The 21,415-nt window shown below is 65.6% G+C and carries 15 protein-coding genes; 11 read left to right on the plus strand and 4 right to left on the minus strand.

All coding sequences use genetic code 11. The features are described 5' to 3' along the window. Positions 1–25 precede the first annotated feature (25 nt). Positions 26–1,126 (minus strand): ABC transporter ATP-binding protein, encoded by a 1,101-nt coding sequence (locus BSF38_RS05775; RefSeq protein WP_076343860.1) that lies wholly within the window; start codon positions 1,124–1,126, stop codon positions 26–28. Between the two features lie 135 nt (positions 1,127–1,261). Between BSF38_RS05775 and BSF38_RS05780 the strand changes: the two genes are divergently transcribed. The 3 genes from BSF38_RS05780 to BSF38_RS05790 are packed head-to-tail and all read left to right on the plus strand — an operon-like array spanning position 1,262 to position 5,749. Next, complete coding sequence (locus BSF38_RS05780; RefSeq protein ID WP_076343861.1) at positions 1,262–3,568, plus strand: DUF1549 and DUF1553 domain-containing protein; 2,307 nt, start codon at positions 1,262–1,264, stop codon at positions 3,566–3,568. A gap of 31 nt (positions 3,569–3,599) precedes the next feature. Beyond that, entirely contained in the window at positions 3,600–4,283 is a 684-nt protein-coding gene (locus BSF38_RS05785; protein WP_076343863.1) for a Uma2 family endonuclease, read from the plus strand. Further along, positions 4,280–5,749, plus strand: a complete 1,470-nt coding sequence (locus BSF38_RS05790) for a DUF1501 domain-containing protein (protein WP_076343864.1) — start codon at positions 4,280–4,282, stop codon at positions 5,747–5,749. Before BSF38_RS05785 ends, BSF38_RS05790 begins: the two co-directional genes overlap by 4 nt. 189 nt (positions 5,750–5,938) lie before the next feature. Here BSF38_RS05790 and BSF38_RS05795 read toward each other — a convergent pair whose 3' ends face one another. The 3 genes from BSF38_RS05795 to BSF38_RS05805 all read right to left on the minus strand — a co-directional run bounded on the left by BSF38_RS05795 (position 5,939) and on the right by BSF38_RS05805 (position 12,556). Next, positions 5,939–6,952 carry an aldo/keto reductase gene (locus BSF38_RS05795; protein ID WP_076343866.1) on the minus strand — a complete coding sequence of 338 codons (1,014 nt, stop codon included), beginning with the start codon at positions 6,950–6,952 and terminating at the stop codon, positions 5,939–5,941. Positions 6,953–7,049: 97 nt separating this feature from the next. Beyond that, a complete protein-coding gene (locus BSF38_RS05800) occupies positions 7,050–9,428 on the minus strand; it encodes a hypothetical protein (protein ID WP_076343868.1) in 2,379 nt (792 codons plus the stop codon). A gap of 62 nt (positions 9,429–9,490) precedes the next feature. After that, complete coding sequence (locus tag BSF38_RS05805; protein WP_237170758.1) at positions 9,491–12,556, minus strand: PVC-type heme-binding CxxCH protein; 3,066 nt, start codon at positions 12,554–12,556, stop codon at positions 9,491–9,493. 634 nt (positions 12,557–13,190) lie between these two features. Between BSF38_RS05805 and BSF38_RS05810 the strand changes: the two genes are divergently transcribed. From BSF38_RS05810 to BSF38_RS05845, 8 genes are all read left to right on the plus strand, one after another. After that, the gene (locus tag BSF38_RS05810; protein WP_145951988.1) at positions 13,191–13,469 is read left to right on the plus strand and encodes a hypothetical protein; all 279 of its coding nucleotides are present in this window, start codon (positions 13,191–13,193) and stop codon (positions 13,467–13,469) included. A gap of 26 nt (positions 13,470–13,495) precedes the next feature. Continuing rightward, a complete protein-coding gene (locus BSF38_RS05815; RefSeq protein ID WP_145951989.1) occupies positions 13,496–14,701 on the plus strand; it encodes a hypothetical protein in 1,206 nt (401 codons plus the stop codon). A gap of 791 nt (positions 14,702–15,492) precedes the next feature. After that, the gene (gene lysS / locus BSF38_RS05820; protein ID WP_076343876.1) at positions 15,493–17,010 is read left to right on the plus strand and encodes a lysine--tRNA ligase; all 1,518 of its coding nucleotides are present in this window, start codon (positions 15,493–15,495) and stop codon (positions 17,008–17,010) included. A gap of 72 nt (positions 17,011–17,082) precedes the next feature. Next, positions 17,083–18,510, plus strand: coding sequence for an ABC transporter permease (locus tag BSF38_RS05825; RefSeq protein ID WP_076343878.1), 1,428 nt, complete (start codon positions 17,083–17,085; stop codon positions 18,508–18,510). Positions 18,511–18,600: 90 nt separating this feature from the next. After that, positions 18,601–19,311 (plus strand): ABC transporter ATP-binding protein, encoded by a 711-nt coding sequence (locus BSF38_RS05830; RefSeq protein WP_076350620.1) that lies wholly within the window; start codon positions 18,601–18,603, stop codon positions 19,309–19,311. A 67-nt stretch (positions 19,312–19,378) separates the two neighbouring features. Next, complete coding sequence (gene ilvE / locus BSF38_RS05835; RefSeq protein WP_076343880.1) at positions 19,379–20,245, plus strand: branched-chain-amino-acid transaminase; 867 nt, start codon at positions 19,379–19,381, stop codon at positions 20,243–20,245. A 25-nt stretch (positions 20,246–20,270) separates the two neighbouring features. Further along, the gene (locus BSF38_RS05840; protein ID WP_076343882.1) at positions 20,271–20,741 is read left to right on the plus strand and encodes a universal stress protein; all 471 of its coding nucleotides are present in this window, start codon (positions 20,271–20,273) and stop codon (positions 20,739–20,741) included. Between the two features lie 32 nt (positions 20,742–20,773). Then, the gene (locus tag BSF38_RS05845) at positions 20,774–21,331 is read left to right on the plus strand and encodes an NUDIX hydrolase (protein WP_076350621.1); all 558 of its coding nucleotides are present in this window, start codon (positions 20,774–20,776) and stop codon (positions 21,329–21,331) included. The last annotated feature ends 84 nt before the right edge of the window (positions 21,332–21,415 follow it).

A 21,415-nucleotide genomic window follows, 5' to 3' on the forward strand; every position in this document is an offset into this window, starting at 1 on the left:
CTTTGCACCGCGCTTCGTAAGCAGATCAGTTATCGGCCGAGAACCAGACCGCACGGGCGAGGTCGGGCGAGGCGACGACGCTCTGGCCTTCGTGGAAGTCGTCCCGGGCCGCGACGCGGGCGACGGCCGTCGAGCCGCGCAGGTCGAGCGTGAGCAGAACCGAATCGCCCTGGAACTCGATCCGACGGATGCGCGACTCGATCGCGAGAAATCCCTCCGCCCGTTCGGTCAAGGCGTCGGCCGGATCAACGTGGAGATGCTCGGGGCGGATTCCCATGAGCATTGCGCGGCTTTCGCCGTCGGCCAGCGCGGGGAGCGGGTGTGTCGGGTTGATCGGCCAACGTCGTTGGCCGACGACCAGCGAGGTGCGTGAACCGTCGCGGACGAGCGTGCACGGCAGCAGGTTCATGGGTGGGCCGCCGACGAACGCGGCGACGATTGGGCTGGCGGGACGTTCGTAAAGCTCGCGTGGGCTGGCGACCTGGATCAGCCGGCCGCGATCGAGGACGGCGATTCGCTGGCCGAGGCTGAGCGCCTCGCCTTGGTCGTGGGTGACGTGCACCAGGGTGGTTCGGAACGCCTCGTGCAGCTCAATCAACTCGCGCCGGAGGGCGGCTCGCAACGGGAGGTCGAGGCTGGAGAACGGTTCGTCGAGCAGGAGGACCGCCGGACGTCGGACGACGGCCCGGCCGATGGCCACGCGCTGGCGTTCGCCGCCGGAGAGGCTCGCGGGCCGGCGTCGGACCAGCGCGTCGATCTTCAGCATCGACGCGACTTCGCCGATGCGCCGCCGGCGCTCGGCGCGGGGAACCCCCCGGGTTTTGAGGCCGAATTCGAGGTTGCCGGCGACGTCCAGGTGCGGGTAGAGCGTCGGATACTGAAACACCATCGCCACGTTCCGGCGGTGCGGCGGCAGGCCGTCGACCAGGGCGTCGCCGAGCCGGACGCTGCCGGTCGTCGGCTGGTCGAGCCCGGCGATCAGCCGAAGGATCGTCGTCTTTCCCGATCCGGAAGGGCCGAGCACGACCAGCCGCTCGCCGTCGAGGACCGTCAGATCGACGGAGTCGAGGGCCCTCGTCCGGGCATCGAAGTCGCGAGAGACCTGGCGCAGTTCGATCGACGACACGTCGGCCCTCCCTTTCGGCACCGCCTGGCGCGCAAGCGGCCACCTTCCCTTGCCTGTGAGTCAGGTTTCCCGCACAATAGTATCATGCTAGGGGGGGAATCCACTCCAGGTGGCTTGACGGGAGGGTGAAGCTTCATGCATCCGTGTCGCAACCGGCCGGCTCTCAAACCACGACCGCGAATCCACCCCGCGAAGTTCGTCCTGGCGTGGCTCGCCCTGTCGCCGCTGACCATGGCCGACGACCCCGCGCCCAAGGCGGCTCCGACGACCCCCCCGCCGCTGGCCCGGATCGAGAAATTCACGGCCGACCAGCGCGACCACTGGGCCTACCAACCGCTGGCCGATTCCGAGCCGCCGGACGTGAAGGAAGCCGGCTGGGTTCGCAACCCGATCGACCGGTTCATCCTGGCCGATCTCGAATCGGCCGAGCTGCCCCATTCGCCCGAAGCCGACCGCGTCGCGCTCATCCGCCGCGCGACCTTCGACCTGACCGGCCTCCCCCCCACGCCCGAGGCGGTCGCTGCGTTTCTGGCCGACGCGCGGCCCGACGCTTATGAGCGGCTCGTCGACGGCCTGCTCCAGAGCCCCCAATACGGCGTGCGATGGGCGCAGCACTGGCTTGACCTGGCGCACTACGCCGACACCAACGGCTTCGAGCTCGACTCCGAGCGGCCCGACGCCTGGCGGTATCGCGATTGGGTCGTCGGCGCCCTCAACGCCGACATGCCCTACGACCGCTTCCTTGCCTTGCAAATCGCTGGCGACGAGCTGGAAAAGGGGGACACGTCGGCCTTGATCGCGACGGGCTTCGGCCGTTCCGGCCCGCGCGAGCTGGTCGGCGGCAACGTGATCCCCGCGGTAAAGCGGCAGAACGAGCTCACCGAGATCACGGGGACCGTTGGCTCGGTGTTCCTCGGCCTGACCATCGGCTGCGCCCGTTGCCACGATCATAAATTCGACGCGATCCCCGCGACCGACTACTACCGACTCCAGTCGTTCTTCGCCGCCAGCGAGCTCGTTGAACCGCCGATCGCGCCCAGGGCCGAGATCGACGCGTTCGACGCCGCCGAGAAGGCGATCGCCGCCAAGATCGCACCGATTCGCAAACAGCTCGGCGAACTCGAAGCCCCGTACCGCAAGGCCCTCGCGGATGCGAAGCAGGCGATGCTCACCGCCGACGAACGCGCCTTGCTGGCCACGGCCGAGAAGGACCGCACGCCCCAGCAGAAGAAGATCATTCAAGGACTTCAGAATTCGATTCGGATCACCTGGGAAGAGGTCGCCGAGGCGGTCGCCGAGGCCAAGGTCGATTTCGCGCGTCGCGAAGCCCTCAAGCTCCAGGTCCATCAGATCGAGCAGACCCGCCCTCGTCCCCCTGCGCACGCTCTGGCCCTCGTCGACGACAAGCCGACGGCCCCCGACACGTTCGTCCTCCGTCGCGGCGACGTCAAGAGTTTGGGGCCGAAGGTCGAGCCGCGCCCGCCGGGGGTGATCCTGGCCTCGCAGCGGAAGGACGCGTTCCCGAACGACGCCATAAAGGCCGACGAGAAAACGACCGGCCGCCGCGCCGGGCTGGCTCGCTGGCTGGCCGGCGCCGATAATCCGCTGGTCGCCCGCGTGATCGTCAATCGCCTCTGGCAGCACCACTTCACGCGCGGGATCGTCGCCACACCCAGCGATTTCGGCGTTCGCGGCGAGCCTCCTTCGCACCCCGAACTGCTCGACTGGCTGGCCGCCCAGCTCATCAAGGAAGGCTGGCGTCTTAAGCCGCTCCACCGGCTCATGGTGACGTCGGCCGTTTATCGGCAGTCAAGCAAACACGTCGACAGGTTGACCGAGCTGGACGAGGAGAACTCGCTGTTGGGCCGCATGAACCGCCGCCGGCTCGACGCCGAGGGCGTTCGCGACGCCATGCTCGCGGTCTCAGGCGAGCTGAACCCGAAGATGGGCGGCCCCGGCGTGCTGGCCCCGCTTGAAAAGGAAGTGAAGGATCTGATCTTCACCGAGGCCGAGGTCGTCGACCTCTGGCCGGTCGATCCCGACCCGCGCGAGCATCACCGGCGGTCGCTGTACCTGTTCAAGAAGCGGAACGTCCGGTATCCCCTGCTCGAATCGTTCGACGCCCCCGACAACCAGACCGCCTGCCCGCGCCGGGAGACGAGCACCCACGCTCTCCAGGCGCTCAATCTGCTCAACAGCGAAACCACGATCGGCCGCGCCAAGGCGCTCGCCGCCCGGATTCTTCGCGAGGCTCCGAACGACCAGGCCGATCGCGTCAAGCGGGCCTACGAGGTCGTCCTCTGCCGCCCCCCCTCGCCCGCCGAAACCGCGCGGGCCGACGCCTTCCTCGACGCCCAGCGCCAGGCCGACGGCGAGTCCGCCGCCTGGGACGATTTCGCCCTCGCCCTCGTCAACTGCAACGAGTTCTTGTACGTCCCCTGACGCCGAATCCCACGAGAAGATCGAGGGTCTCATGGCCGTCGCGACCGAAATCATCACCGCGCAGGACCTGCTCGACAGCTTGGGTGGAATCCCACCCGCGCGCGTCCTGATGCGCCCCGCGCCTGGAACCGCGACGGAAACAGATCTGATCGCGATCAATCAAGGCAAGAAGGTGATTTGCGAACTGGTCGACGGTGTGCTCGTGGAGAAGCCGATGGGAATTCGCGAGTCGCTGTTGGCGGCCGCTCTTATCGCGTTGATTCAGCGGTTCGCGGACGCCCATAAGCTAGGGTTCGTGACGGGCGAGGCCGGGACGATGCGGGTCATGCCCGGGCTCGTTCGCGTGCCGGACGTGGCTTTCATGGCCTGGGGCCGCGTTCCCGGAAATCGAGTGCCGACCCAACCGATTCCCGACCTCTCGCCCGACCTCGCCATCGAGGTCCTGAGCGTGAGCAACACCAAGGCGGAGATGGAGCGGAAGATCGGGGAATACTTCGAATCCGGAACGACCTTCGTCTGGCTCGTCGACCCGAAGACTCGAACGATCACGATCCACGACCGCGACGAGTCCGAGGCACGGGTTTACGGCGGATCGGACGCGATTGCTTTGAATAAAGTCCTGCCCGGCTTCCGCTTCACGCTGAATGAACTGTTCGACCGACTCGACGCTCATGGCGCGGCGAACGACGCAGACGAGGAAAGGCCGTCTTCATGAACTCATCATCCAATCAGTGTCCTGGCCCTTGTTCGGGCGTTCCTACAATCAATCCGCTGAACCGCCGCGAGTGGCTGAAGCGGACCGGCAACGGCTTCGGGCTGCTGGCGCTGTCGTCGCTGTTGCAGCAGGCGGAGGCGACGGCGGCCGGCGCGGCTCATGCGAATCCGCTGGCGCCGCGCCCGGGGCATTTCCCGTCGAAGGCGAAGCGGTGCATCTTCCTGTTCATGACGGGCGGTCCCAGCCAGATGGACCTGTTCGATCCCAAGCCGGCGCTGGCGAGACTCGACGGCCAGCCCTTGCCCCCGAGCTTCGGCAAGATCCACAGCCAGTTCCTCGAAAGCGACCCGCTCTGCCTGGCCTCGCATCGCAAGTGGGGGCGGTACGGCGAGTCGGGGATGGACATGTCGGACCTCGTGCCGCACCTGCACAAGCACGCCGACGACATCTGCTTGATCCGGTCGTGCGTGGCCGACAGCGTCATCCACGCGCCGGCGATGTACCAGATGACGACGGGGCGGATCTTGATGGGTTATCCCAGCATGGGAAGTTGGGTCACGTACGGACTCGGCTCCGAGAGCGACAACCTGCCGTCGTACGTGGTCATGACCCAGCCCGAGGGGACGCCTGAAGGGGGCGCGCCGTGCTGGGGCGCGGGGTTCCTGCCGGCTCACCATCAGGGGACGCTGTTTCGCGGCGGCCCGGCCCCGATCGTCAACCTCAAGCCGCCGGCCGACATCACCCTGCCCCGCCAGCGTCGGCTTCTCGACTTGCTGCGATCGATGAACGAGCAAGATCTCAGCCCCGGCGACACCGAGCTTTCCGCGCGGATCTCGTCCTACGAGCTGGCCTTCCGGATGCAAAGCGCCGCGCCCGAGGCGGTCGACATGGCGAGCGAGTCGGAGCGGACGAAGGAAATGTATGGACTCGACGACCACAGGACTGTCGAGTTCGGCACGCGCTGCCTGCTGGCCCGGCGGTTGGTCGAGCGTGGGGTGCGGTTCGTCCAGCTTTATTCCGGCGGCGGCCCGGTTGCGACGCAGTGGGACGCCCACGACGACATCGACGCCAACCACGAGAAGATGTGCGGCATGACAGACAAGCCCGTCGCCGCGCTTCTGACCGACCTCAAGCGCTCGGGTCTGCTCGATGAGACCCTGGTCGTCTGGGGAGGCGAGTTCGGCCGGACCCCGGTCCGCCAGGGGGGCGGGCGGGGCCGCGACCACAACGCCACCGGGTTCACGATGTGGATGGCCGGCGGCGGCGTGAAGGGGGGCGCGATCGTCGGCGCAACCGACGAGATCGGCCTCAACCAGATCGCCGACCGCGCCCACGTCAACGACATCCACGCCACGATCCTGCACCTGATGGGCCTCGACCACCTCCGCCTGACCTACCTCCACAGCGGCCGCGACGAACGGCTGACCGACGTCGCGGGCTCGGTCCTGAAAGGCGTGCTGGCGTGAGGGGCCGTCCATGAAGAACGGCTGCTTGAATTGACCACGGAGGACGCGGAGGAAATGCGGGGAGGAAGGAAGATCGATCCCGTCTCGCCCTCAATTCCCCCGTCGGATCGGCATTGTCGTTGGATCGGATTTCTTCTCCTCCGCGTCCTCCGTGGTGAGTCGTGCATCTATTAATGAATGTCCACGGCTTCAGGCGAAACCGTGCTGCTTCTGATGCACGGCACCATCGAACATCTGGGTCGTCTTGAACCGCTCGAACCGGCCGTCGGCCGAGACGGCCGCGATTTTCGTTTCGAGGCTCGCCATCTCGTCGCGGGCCATCGGCTTGTGGCTGCGGACGATCTTGAGGTTCTGCTCGAGCACGGCCTCGGAGTCGATGCCCGAAACGAGGGTCGAGATCGGCAGCGACAGCACGTATCGGAGCGCTTCTTCCGCGGTAAGGTGTCCCGCCTTGATGATGTCGCCGGTGCCTCCCAGGCTTTTCATGCCGATCGCGCCGATGCCTCGCTTGTTCAGCATCGGCAAGATCTGATGCTGGAAGCTGCGGAACTGGCCGTCCATGACGTTTAAAGGCATCTGGACGGTCGCCCAGTCGTAGGGCTTTCCGAGCATCTTGAGGTGGATCTCGGGGTGCTTGTGGCCGGTGAAGCCGATGAACCGGACCTTCCCTTGCTCCTTCGCCTTGAGCGCGAATTCGAGCGCGCCGCCGGCCGCGAAGATCAGGTCGGGGTCGTTGTCGTAGTTGATCTCGTGGAACTGCCAGAGGTCGAGGTGGTCGGTTTGGAGCCGCCTGAGGCTGTCCTCCAGATTCGACCGCGCGTCCTTGGCGGTTCGGCCGCAGCACTTGGTCATGAGGAAGACCTTGTCGCGCAGCTTACCTTCGGCGAGCGCCTTGCCCATCCGCTCCTCGGCCACGCCGTCCTTGTAATCCCAGGCGTTGTCGAGGAACGTCACGCCCTCGTCGACCGCCCGCTGGATCAGGCGAAGCGATTCCTTCTCGGGCTCCGGAACGCTGGCGTGGAAGCCGCCGAGGCAGAGCAGCGAGACTTTCTCGCCCGTCTTGCCGAGCGGTCGGAGCGGCACGCCGCCGGAATTGACGTCTTGCGCGGCGTGGGCGCCGCCGGCGAGCGAGGCGGCTACGATTCCCGTGGCGCCGGCTTGCAACACGTCGCGACGGGTCGGATTTGAGTTCGGGTCGATCATCGGTATCGGTCTCCGGTAACGGGACAGCCTCGCGCGTACAGGCGAGATGAGTTGACTCGAAGTGCATGCAAATCATGCACCGACGCCGTTCGGAACGCTACCGCGATCGAACGAGGTAGCTCCGCAGCTCGCCCGGATCGAGATCGAGCGTGACCGCGCCGGCGTCGAGATCGCGGTGGTCGACCAGATCGCGGAGCGAGCCCCGCGCGGCGAACGTCACGGCCGCGCCGGTCTTCGGCCGCATCGAGGTGTTGATCACGTAGTAGTAGACGCTTTGCTTTCCGGCGGGAACCTCGCGAACGACGATCTCGGCGTCTTTGCACGCTCCGGGCGCGACGGTCGACGGCAGGGCCGGAACCGATAAGTACGCCTGGTTGAACCGGCGCACGTATTCGGGAAACCCGGTCGAGAAGCTGGAAGCGCAGAGCATGCCGAGGTTGGTCGGATCGGCCTGGGCGACCGCGCGGGCTTCGAGCAGCCGGACGAACGGCCCGGCGCGGTCGACGTCGGCGGCGACGTAGCCCGCCTGGCCGTCGAACGGCAGGTTCGAGCCGCCTTTGGTCCGGTCGTGGTCGTCCTCGTTGAGCGTGTAGTGGTGGATCGCGGCGAGCCCCGCCTTGGTGCGGTACGAGTTGATCGACTCGGGCGACGCCACCGTGAACAGGCGGCCGATGGGATACGTGAGCATCACGCGCCGGCTGTCTCGGTAGTGCTCGGGGTCGCCGCCGGGGGCCGAATGGAACGACTCAGTGCGATGCGGCGGGTCGATCGTCTCACGAAAGATCAGGCTCGTCCCGTAGTGATTCTCGCGCACCACCTTGTCGAAGGCCGACGGACTGAGCGCCCACCGGAACCAGCTCGAATCGGGCTGCGTACGTGCGAAGGCGTCCCACCACGCGGGGTCGTCGGTCGTGACCTGGTCCGGGTGTCCGCTCGGGCCCGACTCGGGATCGCGAAGCATCGGGATTTGCTCGCTGGTCCAGGGCGTGAACATCAGCTTGATCATGTCGTCGCCAAGACCTTTGGATAAGTGGTCCGCCAAAGCTTCCAGAAACCCGGCGCGGCGAGTCAGCCACCAGGCGATGTAGCGGTTGTACAGAGCACGGTCGCCCTCGTGCGAGGCGATGAGCGCGGCTCGCGAGGCCGTTTTCGCCAGGGCGTCGTCCGGGAAATCCGCGCGGAAGCGGGCGACGGCGGCGTCGGAAAAGCTGATCGGCAGATGATTGTCGCGGACCCGGAACCAGGCGCCGGCGAACCGGGCTTTCCCCTTGTGGGCGATCACGGTCTTGTCGAGCAGTCGGCGGGCGTCGGTCAGGGTGTCGGGATCGGTGAGGTCGGCGTTGTGCGGTTCGGTCCACCAGACGGGCGTGTAGCGGGAGTTCGGCAGGTTGTGGTAGAGCTTCTCGGCCCGGCGCTGCCAGGCGAGGCTCTGCGGCTTCGCGCTTTCAGACCCGATCGCCCCCTTGTATTCATAGTAAGGCAAGAGGTCGAGCCCTTCGGCGGCGATCCTCGGGACGAGGCGGTCCCAGACGTCGTTGAGCGGCGGCTGGGCGTTCATCACCCAGTTCTCGTCGCCGCTATCCCAGCCCTGGTTGAAGCCGAATTCGAGCAGGTCCTTGGCGAAGGTGTTCATCGCCAGGACGCGCGAGGTCTTCGCCTTGTACATCAGCCATTCGACCGGATCGGCGACCCCGCGATCGACGGCCTCTTTGGCGTGGACGGCCTCGTCGGCCATCTCCTCGCGGAAGAAGACGCGGCGGCGCGGGAGGTCGTCCGACGGATACTCGACGTTCGCATAGAGGGCCGTCACGTCGGGGACGGCTCGCAGCCGGATGCGGCCGATCGCCGCGCCCTGGGAGCGGGGATCATTGAGTTTCTTCGACTGGAAGACGACGACGTGAAAGCCGTCGGCCGGTCCGAACGGGCGGCCTCCGGGTTTCGAATCGCGCTGGCCGTGGAGGCCCTGAAAGCGGTCGTGGAGAAAGAAGATCGTGCGATACCGTTGCCAGCGACCCGTCTGCGGGTAGTCGAGTGATTCGATCGACGGCTGGACGTACTGTTGCCGCGCGTCGCCGACCGCGCTCCCCGTCGAGAACCCGCGCACGAGGTCCGCGCCGCGGTTGGCGATGAAGATTGACCGGGGCGCGTCGTCGGGATACTCGATTTCGAGCACGTAGGCGGCGCCCGGTTTCAGATCCTTCCCCTTGCCGATCACCCAGGCCATCACCTTGGGCGCGTCGTCCATCGGCAAGGTTCGAGCCTGCCGGCCGAGGACCGTGACGACCTTGCCGGCGTCAGTCGGGAACTGGTGCATGGGGGGCTGAGCGACAGGGTCGATCTCGTCGACGATCGGAAACGAATCCAGCCGCTTGGCGAATTCAGCGGCCGAGTCGTCCGCGAGGGACGGCGACGGCGGAAGCCCGAGCGCCGCGACAGTCAGCAAGACGACGATGAAACATCTTCCTAGGGCGTTCATCGGCGTCTTGCTCCTGGATGGTCGTGTTGATCAAGCTCATGCGTGAAGATGTCGGCCAATCGTCACTTGACCGGCTTTTCCTCGCGGCGGCTGAGAAGGTAGTCGAGCAGGTGGTAGAAGTCGGCCTCGGGGATGAGCCGGGCCATGTCGGCGGGCATCGGCGACATCTGCACGACCTGCTTCTCGTCGATCTCGTCCTGCGGGACGCGGACTTCCTTGCCGAGCGCGTCGGCGATGATGACGACCTGGCCTTCCTGGCGAAGCAGCAGGCCGGCGACGACGCGGCCGTCCTTCAGGGCCAGGCTGGTGACGCGGAACATCTGGTCGACGTTGCGGTTGGGGTCGAGGACGTCTTCGAGCAGCCGTTCCAGCCCGCGCGTGCCGACGCCGTCGAGCTGGGGGCCGATCCGGGCGCCCTTGCCTTCCATCTGGTGGCAGATCGCGCAATTGGTCTCGTAGACCTTGGCACCGGCGGCGACGTCGTGCGGAGCGGCCTGGAAGCCAGCCCGGCGCGCGTCGAGCAGCTCGCGGAGCTTCTGATCGGCGGGGGGGAGGCCGGCGAGCAGCTTCTTGATCTGATCGGCGACGTTCGGGATGTTCGCGTTCTCCAACCCGATCGTGATCGGACGCTGCTGGAGCAACCGCGCCGACGCCTTGCCGGCGGCGATCGCGGTCAGGAGCGCCTCGGCGCCCTCGCGGTGCCGCACCAGCGCCGCGGCGGCCGTCGACTGCAAGTTCTCGGGGGCGACGGCCAGGGCTTCGAGCACCGCCGCGCGGGCCTCGGGCCGTTCGACGTTCGCCAGCGCGATGGCGGCTGACTCGCGGAGCGGCAGCGCCAGGCGGCCGTCGGTGAGGGCCGCCTTGAGCCGCGCGAGCCCGACCGGCTGGTCGAGCACGACGACCGCCGACAGCGCCTCGGCCCGACGAGGGGTCGGGAGGTCGTCGCGGGCGAAGACCTTGTCGAGCGCCGGTATCGCGTCCTTGAGCTGGAGGTCGCGGACGGCGCCGATCCCCTGCCCGACCTCGTCGGCGTTCTTCGAGTCGAGCAGCGACTGTACCAGGCCGAGAGCCGTGCGCTGAACTTCCGGGATCGCCGCCTCGCCGCGCTCTTGCGAACCCTGCTGGATCATCCGCAAGAGGCCGATCCGCTCGCCGGGCGAACGGTCGCCGGCCTTCACGAACGTCAGCAGCGTCGGTATCGACTCCTTGGCGCCGTACCGCGCCACGTGGTGGACGTAGCGGCTGACGTTCTCGGGGCTGTCTTTGGCCTTCTGGATGTGAGCGAGCAGGAACGCGGCGGCCTCGGCCGAGGGGACGGCCACCGCCACGTCGGCGACGTCAGCGCGGTCGCGGGCGTTCAGGGTCAGCGTGTCGAGCTTCGGCCAGACTTCCTTGTCCTTGAACTGGTCGCGAAGCGCCATGCGGGCGACGTGCAGCAAATGCGTGTCGTCGGCGGCCGTCGATTGCCGCAGCGACAGCAGCGGCCGGATGTGGTTCAGGTCGGCGTGAGCCCCCAGTACCTCGGCGGCGGCCTTGCGGACGTGCGGGCTGGCGTCGTCCATCGACCGCAGCACGAACGTTTCCAGCAGCGGCGGCAGCGACGGACGATCAACGAGAATCAGCAACGAGTGTACGAGGACCGTCGGGTCGTTCGGAGTTTCCACCACGCCGAGCAACAGCGGGTCGTCGAGCTTGCCGAGACGTTCGAGGACCCAGAGCGAATGGACGATCAGCGGGGCGGATTTGAGCTTCGACTTCAACAGGCCGAGGAGCTTGTCGACGGCGACTTGCCCGCCGCGCTCGACGAGCTGGTTGGCGGCGGTGATCCGCACCGGCAGGTTGGGGCTCGCCAGGTCGAGGATCAGCGAATCGACGCTCGACTTCGTCCGGTCGACGGGGCCCGGCAACGCCGGCGCGGGGTGCTTAGCGTTGCCCTTGTAAACGATCCGCCAGATCCGCCCGCTGGTCCGGTCGCGGCCGGGGTGAGTGAGCGGGACTTCGTAATGGCCGATGATCCGGTTGTAGAAGTCGGCGACGTAAAGCGCGCCGTCGGGGCCGAGTTCGATGTCGACGGGCCGGAACCAGTTGTCTTCGCTCCAGACGAAGTCGGGCTGCTCGATCCCCTTCGGGCTCGCGCCGTGCCACTCGATCTTGTCGTGGTTGATCCGGTTGGTCACGACGTTGCCGATGAAGGTGGTCCCCCGGTACGACTGTGGGTACTGGTCGGCGGTGTAATAGGAGATCCCCGCGATGCCGGTCGAGCCGTGGTCGTGCGTGACCATCTCCGGGCCGTAGCCCAGGCCGTCGTCGGGCTTGCCGAAGCTCGGGTAGTACGCGCCCCGGAGGAGCTGGTAGACCGGCCGGCTGTGGCAGTCGCACGAGTAGAGGTTGCCGAGCGGGTCGAACGCGAGCCCGAACGGGTTGACCTGGCCGTGGGTGATGTACTCGGCGTGTGAGCCGTCGGCCCGCATCCGGTAGGTGTTGCCTGAGTTCATGGCGATCGGCTTCTTGTCCCTGCCGGCCACCTGCGAATCGTTCGAGAACCCGTGGCAGGCGTAGATCCAGCCGTCGTAACCCCAGGTGAAGGCGTTGGTCATCCCGTGGGTGTCGCGATGGCCGATCTCGCCGTAGAACCGCTCCTTGACGTCGGCCTTGCCGTCGCCGTCGCTGTCGTGCAGCAGGTAGACGTTGGGGATGCTGTGCACCAGCGCCGCGTTACTCGACGGCAGCGGCAGCAGGCCGATCGGGATGTTCAGGCCGTCGGCGAACGTCTCGATCTTGCGCGCGCGGCCGTCGGGACCGAAGTCGGAGAGGATCTTGACGGTGTCGCGCGGCTTTCTGCCGTCCTCGACCGGGTACGGGTATTCGACCGTGTCAGTCACCCAGAGCCGGCCTTTATCGTCGAAGGCGATGTTGAGCGGCTTCTGGATGTCGGGATCGGCGGCGACGAGCTGAACCTCGAACCCCGGCGGAACGTGCAGGGCCTTCTGCTCCTCCTGAGGCGATCTCGGCGGCAGCGTCGAGACGTTTTCGACCGGCGCGGGCGTCTGGGCGTCTAATTCTCCTACCATCCCCGCAACAGCCCCCAGGGCCATAAGCAAGAATCCGAGCACTCTCACACTTCGCATAGCGACACTCCAACCCATTTGACGAACCCGAACGCAAGCCGATCAAGGGACGCATTTTATCCTGCGCCGGGGGCCTACGGAAACCGGGTGGTCGCCCGAGCCCGACCGGATAGGTTGCAAGGGGGCTGTCGCGGCGCGGGAACTCAGGCTTCGCTCGAACCGCCGATCGTGATGAGAGCACGGCGCAATTCGGCGGTCCACGTCGCCTGGCCGCCTGACGAAGACGGCGGGGCCCTGGCGCGGTTTCCATTTGGCCCGTCGCACAAGGCCAGCCAAATACCAGCCCGAAGCGCCAGCGAGTGAATTTCCGGCCGGCTTTAGAATCGATTCACTCGCTGGCGCTTCGGGCTGGTTAAATCGTCCCTGAGCCGACCGCCAAGCTCCCCCTGTTGGCGCCCTGCCCGCCGAGTGGAAACGATCTTCAGCCCAGTCTTGACCGCGAATCCGGGCTTGCCTAATGTGTGTTTTACAGTTGTCGTCTTACGCGCGTCGTGGCCGCTCGATGGAGTGGGGCTTGCGGGCTTGAACCATCATGAGAACACGATATGAATACGATTTGGTTTGCCGGAGTCGTTTTGCGCTTGGGGCGGCCCTGGCTTTACTTATTAGCGCATTCGTGTTCATGATTCCGCTCATGGCGTGCCTTTGCGACGGGCTGATGGGCTGTTACAACGCGCCGGGAACTAAGGCCTCGCAACTCGTGATTTCCGTGTCGCCCTGGCTGCCTCAACTCGTCGCGGTCCTCGGATGCGCCGTGCTATGGGTCAAGGAGACGAGGCTCGGCGCTTCGAGCGCGCTCAGATGGAACTGGGCCGCGGTCGTCGTCGTCGTTCTCTTCGGTGGTTTTCTCGTGCTCGTGTGCGTTATACCGATCGTCCAGACCGTCCACGGCCTGGGAAACAGTCGTTTGTGATCAGCCTCGACGCGAAAGGGCCGCCGATGCAATCGATCTTGATCGCCTTGCTCCTGCTGGGAGAGTCGCCCGCGAGTTCTCCGACCCCGGAGATGCTCCGCGAGAGCAGTCGTCGATGGGCGGAGCAGGTTTCGTTTGGTTGTCGCTTTCGACTGCGATCGGAGATGGCGAACTCGATGGAGCAGGCGGAGAAAGGCGAGTACGATCCGAAGCTGGGGAGCGCCTACTCCCGATGGGAGGCGCGAGGTGAATTCCAGAAAATCGCCGCAAGAATGCGGTGCCTCGTCGAATTCGGGCCGCCGGGCTATCAATACGGTCCCACCAAATTCGACATCACGCTCGAACCCGTGGAAGAGGCCACGAACGGTTCCATCGAGGTGCGGCGGTTGCTGAGACGCAGCGAAATCCTCGGGGAAGAGGCCAAGTCCGTCCTTGTCATGCGTCGAGGAGAATCGGAAGGTCGGATGCTGCTGGCCGGCCTCATGACGACCGCCTCCGTTCTCCCTCTCGCACCTATAAGGGAGGATGCCGGGCAGCCGTTCGGATCTCTCCCGATCACGCGGATTCAGAAGCTGGATCCGGATCATGTCGAGGTTCTCTGCGAGATTCAGCAGCAGGGGCGAATCAAGGAGACGGATTTCTCAGAGACGCAGAATCGGCGGGTCGTCTTCTGGATGACGCCCGACCCTCCGGTCATCGAGAAGATCGAGGAGCGAGTCGAACGGCGTTCCCTCAAAGACCCTAAGCTCGTGCTGGGAAGCGAAGATCGTCGTGCGATCCTCTCCGACTTCAAGTCATGCCCCGGCGGCATGGTCGCGACGCATGTCCGGTACCTCGACCATGCGCATGGGCTGAAAGTGCTGCGATGGAAGATCGACGAGCCGGGCGTTCGAGTGTTCGATTGGAAATCCGATGACCTGGGGCAATCGCCGCCTACCGACGCCGATTTCGTGCTCTCCGTTCCTCCGGACTGGAGCGTGCTCGGGCTCAAGACGAAACTCCCGATGGGCGAAGTCAGGAGCCTTGACGTCAACAAGCTCGGCCCGACGGACCTGGATGAACTCGAAGTCATGACGGCGGCGTATGGTCCGCCATTTCTCCAGACCGGGATCGGAAGACTGCTTCTTTCCTGGGCTGTCGCGGCCGGACTGCTTGGGATCGTGACCGTCTGGTCCTTCCTTCGTCGACTCGGCCATGGACCGATCGCGAGCGTGGATGGCTCGACGTCATAGGGAAGGCACAATGAAGCGGGGCAGGCAACGACGGCTCGCCGTCAGCGGCAGTGTTGGCGAATGAGTGGGTGCGCGGTTGCAGTTGGTCTCCTTCTCAATTCCTCACCCCTTCCACTCTGCATTCTCCGCGGTGGATGGATGAATTTCTTCGGCCCGGCGTTTCGACTCCACATTTCGAGTTGGACATTGTTCGACAACGACCCCTCGCCTCGTTCAAGACTCGAAAACGGTCGTACACTATAAGGATAGGGACGGCCGACGCACGCTCGGGACTTTGGCGATTCTCCGTTTGGTTCGAGGGGATGCGAGGTTCCACGTGGTTCGGCCGCCATGTAAAGAAATGCGCGATCGAACCCAATTCGGCCGGCAAGGCCGGCTGACCCTGGTTCGCCGAGGTGGAACGGGGACGCTCCGAGCGAGAATTTTCCAAGTTCTGGCCAAACGAAGCCAAATTTTGTTTCGCCTAGAACACTTTGTAGATAAAGGACTTAGGTGTGACTTCGAGGGTGGATGGCACCGGCGAAGGAACCCAATCGCGGCCGTGGTTCGGCCGGATGCAATGAGGACGTTGGTGGGGGCTCGGAGGGGTTTTGGGGCAGGCTGGGTGGTGCGGAGGAGGCTGCTTTTCTGAGCAAACGAACCCAATTTCCGCGACCAACGATGGTCGGGGCACGTGGCCTTTGGTCGACTCCTGTCGGGTCGGCGGTTGCCGTTGACCCAATCGGCCGGTTGACTACAATTTCCCTCAAGTTTCCCGAAGTTGAAAAAAAGTGAAGGGTTAAGGCGTCGAGATGGCCGAAGAGTCGCGCGATAGTCTGGAAGCGGTGCGAGCCGAGAAGTTGAAGCGAATCGCCGGGCTGGGGATCGACCCCTGGGGCCAGCGGTTCGACGACCACCGGGCGATCGCCGACGTCCGCGCTCTGGATGTCGCCAAACCTCAAGAGGGCGAGACGCCGGAACCCGGTCCCGCCGTCCGGATCGCCGGGCGGATCATGCTCCGGCGCGGGCAGGGCAAGGTCGTCTTCCTCGAAGTCCGCGACTGGACCGAGCGCATCCAGGTCTTCATCGGCAAGAAGCAGGTCGGTGAACAGAGCTGGAGCTTGGTCGACGAACTCGACCTCGGCGACCTGATCGGCGTCGACGGCACGCTCGGCTACACCAAGACCGGCGAGTTGACCGTGTTTGCGACGGAGTTGACGTTCCTGGGCAAGAGCCTGACGCCCCCTCCCGAGAAGTGGCACGGGCTGACCGACCAGGAGATGCGGTATCGCCGGCGGTACGTCGACCTGTTCGCCAACCCCGAGTCGCTCCAGACGTTCCTTGCCCGGTCGAAGATCATCCGGACGTTCCGCAAGGTGATGGAGGAACGTGGGTTCATCGAGGTCGAGACCCCCACGATGCAGTCGATCGCCGGCGGGGCGGCGGCACGGCCGTTCACTACCCATCATAATGCCCTCGACATCGACCTGTTCCTGCGTATCGCCCCCGAGTTGTACCTGAAGCGGCTCCTGGTCGGCGGCATGGAGCGGGTCTTCGAGATCGGCCGTGTCTATCGGAACGAGGGGATCAGCCCCAAGCACAACCCCGAATTCACGATGATGGAGGCCTACCAGGCCTACGGCGACTATCACTCGATGATGGATTTGACCGAGGCGTTGATCTGCGGCGCGATCGAGGCGATCGGCGGCGGGTATCAGCGTCCCTGGGGCGAGAAGACGGTCGATTTCAGGGCCCCCTGGCCGCGACGGACCTACCACGACCTGCTCCGCGAGTACGCCGAGGTCGACCCCGGCGACTTCGACGCGGTCAAGGCGCGGGCCGAACGGGCGGGGATCGCCACGGTCGGCAAGGACCGCGACGTCGTGATCAGCGAGCTGTTCGAGGCCCTCGTCGAAGACAACCTCGTCGGCCCGGTGTTCGTGATCGACTACCCGGCGGCGATCTGCCCGCTTACCAAGCGGAAGGCGTCGAACCCCGAGGTCGCCGAGCGGTTCGAGCTGTTCGTCGACGGCATCGAGCTGGCCAACGCCTACACCGAACTCAACGACCCGGTGCTTCAAGAGACCCTCTTCCGCAGCCAGCTCGCGGGCATGGCCGCGGAGGAGTCGATGGCCAAGATGGACGACGACTTCGTGAGGGCGCTCAAGCACGCGATGCCGCCGGCCGGCGGGCTCGGAGTCGGCATGGACCGGCTCTGCATGCTCTTGCTGAACAAGGCGAGCATCCGCGACGTCGTCCTGTTTCCGCTCATGCGCCCGCAAGTCTCCCAGGCGGGAGCGGTGGACGTCGAGGACGAATCCGAGATCTGATCGCATAAGTAATCGTCAATAGGCGAGCGAGGCTCGCCGGACCCAGGCTGGTTCCAGGGAAGGAGTGGCCTCGTGTACAAGTACCTGCTTTGCTGGCGGTATCTCCGCACTCGGTACATCGCGTTGGCGAGCATCATCAGCGTGACGCTCGGCGTGGCGACGATGATCGTGGTCAACTCGGTCATGGCCGGTTTCGCCGACAAGATGCGCGACCGTCTGCACGGCGTCCTCGCCGACGTCATCGTCGAATCGAATTCGCTGGAAGGGTTCACCAACAGCGACGAGGTCATGGCCCGGATCATCGATCTGGCCAAGGACGATATCGCGGCGATGGCCCCGACGATGGAGACCCCCGGAATCCTCAAGTTCCGCATCGGCAGCGAGTCGCAGACTCACCCGGTGCAGATCATCGGCGTCAATCCGGAGCAACGGGCGAAAACGGGCGATTTCGCCGAGTTTCTGTTCGACGACAAGGGCAACCAGATTCCACCCTCCTTCGAAGTCCCCGAGGCGCTGCGTGCCCAGTCGCCGGCGGGAATGCGGCTGAAGGAGGTGGAGGCCGAGACCGGGGCCGAAAAGTCCGATTTTGATCGGGCGACCGAGGAGTATCTCAGGCAGCAGATGATCGAGCAGATGCCCAAGCACGGCGCGATCATCGGCTACGCGATCGGCACGTACCATCGAGGGAAAGGGTTGCCCGACTTCTACCTCGCCCCTCCCGGGACGAAGATCGGACTGTTCTTCCCCAAGCACGGCAAGACGCCTGAGGCGGGCAACGACGTGTTCACGGTCGTCGGCTATTTCAAGAGCGGTATGAGCGAGTACGACTCGACTCACGTCTACGTACCGCTCGAACAGTTGCAACAGACCCGCCTGCTGGTCGACCCCGAGGGCCGGGGCGCTGTCAACCAGATCCAGATCAAGGTCCAGCCGGGGGTCGACATCGACAAGCTCGCCGACAAGATCGGGCTCGCCCTCGAAAGCCTGCGGCCGATGTACTTCCGGGTCTCGACTTGGGAGCAGAAGCAAGGGCCGCTACTGGCGGCGGTGGCGATCGAGCAGAGCATCCTCAACATCCTGCTGTTCATGATCATCGCGGTGGCGGGCTTCGGCATCCTGGCGATCTTCTCGATGATCGTGGTCGAGAAGACCCGCGACATCGGCATCCTCAAGGCGCTCGGGGCGTCGACGTCCGGAATCCGCAATATCTTCCTGGGCTACGGCCTGTTGCTGGGGGCGGTCGGCAGCGGCGTGGGGATGGTCGGCGGGCTCCTGTTCGTTCGTTATATCAACGAGATCGAGAAGCTCCTCAGTTACGTGCTCAAGCATAAGGTGTTCGACGACTCGGTCTACTACTTCGACCGGATACCGACGCTCGTCGAGCCGCGCACGGTGGTTGCGATCGTCCTGGGGGCCTTGTTCATCGCGGTGGTCGCCAGCATCTGGCCGGCCCAGCGCGCGGCGAAGATGCACCCGGTCAAGGCGCTTCGGTTCGAGTGAGTGATCGGATCTCGGACGGTGAAACCCGCGCGGGGCGACGACGGCTCGCCCCGACTCACGCACGGATCTTATCTTCGGAAGGCAAGAACGATGACGACTCATATCGCGGCGTTCGGGCTGTGCAGGAGCTACCGGAAGGGCAAGATCGAGGTTCCCGTGCTGCGGGGCGTCGACTTCGAGGTCGGTCACGGCGAGATGGTCGCGGTGATCGGCGCCAGCGGGTCGGGGAAGAGCACCCTGCTCCACATCCTCGGCCTGCTCGACGCGCCCGACGCCGGCGGGGTGGTCCTCGACGGCAAGCGGATCGACGCCTGCCCCGAGCGCGAGCGCGACGCCCTCCGCAACCGGACGTTCGGCTTCATCTTCCAGTTCTATCACCTGCTGCCCGAGCTGACGGCCCTCGAAAACGTCATGGCGCCCCATTTCATCAGCCATGGACTTTTCGCTTACTGGAAGCACCGAAAGCAGATCCGCCGCGACGCGACCGAGCTGCTTGAGCGCGTGGGCCTGGGACACCGGCTGACGCACTACCCGTCCGAGCTTTCGGGCGGCGAGATGCAGCGCGCGGCGATCGCCCGGGCGCTCGTGGGGCGGCCGTCGGTCTTGCTGGCCGACGAACCGACCGGAAACCTCGACTCCACCACCGGTCACGGGGTTCTTGAACTGCTCCGCGACTTGAACCGGGAGCGTGGCTTGACTATGATGCTAGTCACGCATGATCAGCAGATCGCCAACCAGGCCGACCGGGTCGTTCGGCTTGCGGAAGGGCGAATCGAGGAATGGGTTCCCGCGCTCGTTTGAGTCCATAGGCGATCCGAGGTGCGTGGGCTCGCGGTCCCGACGCAGCGTAAGGGAGCGGGAGGGTCCCATGAGCCCCAAAGTCTATATCGGCGGAAAACTTTACGAAAAATCCGAGGCCAAGGTCAGCGTCTTCGACCACGGCCTGCTTTACGGCGACGGCGTCTTCGAGGGCATCCGCGCCTACTCGGGCCGCGTCTTTCGGCTCAAGCAGCACGTCGACCGCCTCTACGATTCGGCCGTTGCCATCCATCTGCAGATCCCCATGACACGGGACGCGATGGCCGCCGCCATCACCGACACGCTTGCCCACAATAAGCTGACGAACGCCTACATCCGCGTTGTCGTCACCCGAGGCGCGGGGAGCCTCGGTCTCGACCCCCGAAAGACCACCGATCCCCAGGTCATCATTATCACCGACGCCATCAGCCTCTACCCCGAGGAGCTGTACGAGCACGGCCTGAAGATTATCACCGCCGCTACGATCCGGAGCCATCCGAACACGGTGAATCCCCGGGTCAAGTCGCTCAACTACCTGAACAACATCCTGGCGAAGATGGAGGGGGCCAACGCCGGCTGCCTCGAAGCCCTGATGCTGAACCACAAGGGCGACGTCGCCGAGTGTACGGGCGACAACATCTTCATCGTTCGGAAGGGCGAGATCCACACCCCGTCGATCGACTCGGGAATCCTCGAAGGGATCACCCGGGATGCGGTCATCGAGCTGGCGTGCGAGGCGGGCTACAAGGTGGTCGAGCGGACGATGGATCGCTACGACGTCTATACGGCCGACGAGTGCTTCTTGACCGGCACGGCGGCCGAGGTGATCCCGGTCGTCGAGTGCGACGGCCGCCCGTTGGGCACGGGCAGTCCCGGCCCGATCACGAAAGAGCTGCTGAAACGATTCCACGAGCTGGTCCACGGCGAACGTTCGTGACCCTCGACGGAGAAGACACCCTCGTATGATCGACATCGAGCGCATCCTAGCTCCCACCGACTTCAGCACCCACGCCCAACAAGCCCTCCGCTATGCCTGCGACCTGGCGGAGCGGCTTGGCGCGGACCTGTACATTCTGCACGTCCTCTCCGAGATCGTCCCGACCGGCCCCGACCCGCTCTTGATGCCGGTCATGCCTCCCCAGTTCTATCAGGAAGACGAGGACCGGGCCGCGAAGTCGCTCGAAACGGTTCTCGACCCGTCGTGGGGCAAGCCCCGAACCGTTACGACGGCCGTCCGCTGGGGGACGGCCGCCGAGGCGATCGTCGATTATGCGTCCGAGCAGAAAATCGACCTCGTCGTGATCGCCACCCACGGCCGCTCGGGGCTGAGCCACGTCCTGCTCGGGTCGGTTGCCGAGCGGATCGTCCGCGAGGCCCCCTGCCCCGTACTCACGATCCGCGACACGGGCAAGGCGAGGCCCAACGCCTCTTGAATGACCGTCCCGCCGAGAGGAGCCGCCCCGCCGTGTCCGACCTCGAATCACCGCTCCCTCCTCGTCGCGTCATCTACCGCGGTCTCAAGATCGACCTGGCCCTCCAACCCGTCCGCCTGGCCGACGGTGAGATCGCCGAGCGCGAGGTCGTCGTCCATCGCGGCGCGGTGGCCCTGGTGCCGATGGTCGACGCCGACCACGTCTGCCTGGTGACCAACCACCGCCACGCCGTCGGCGAGACCCTGCTGGAAGTCCCCGCCGGCACGATCGACGAGGGCGAGACCCCGGACCAGACCGCCCCCCGCGAGTTGGCCGAAGAGACCGGTTTCCGCGCGGGCAAGATCACCTTCCTGCGCTCCTGGCACGTCTCGCCCGGCGTGATGAGCGAACGTATGTTCTTGTACTTGTGCGAAGGTCTGACCCCCGGTCCGACCGATCTCCAGCCCGACGAGCGCCTGGAAACCCGGATCGTCCCCTGGACCGAGGCCCTCGCGATGGTACACGACGGCCGAATCTCCGACGCCAAGACGATGCTCGCGATCCTCCTCTGCGACCGCCGGTGGAACTCGCATCACCGACTCCGGCCTTAGTCGAAGTCGCACGGGCTGCATTCAGAAGGGGGGCATGGCGCGCCGGTCCTCCGGATCGCCGCTCATCCGACCCGGCTCGCACGG

It is taken from the genome of Paludisphaera borealis (assembly GCF_001956985.1).
Taxonomy (GTDB): Bacteria; Planctomycetota; Planctomycetia; order Isosphaerales; family Isosphaeraceae; genus Paludisphaera; species Paludisphaera borealis.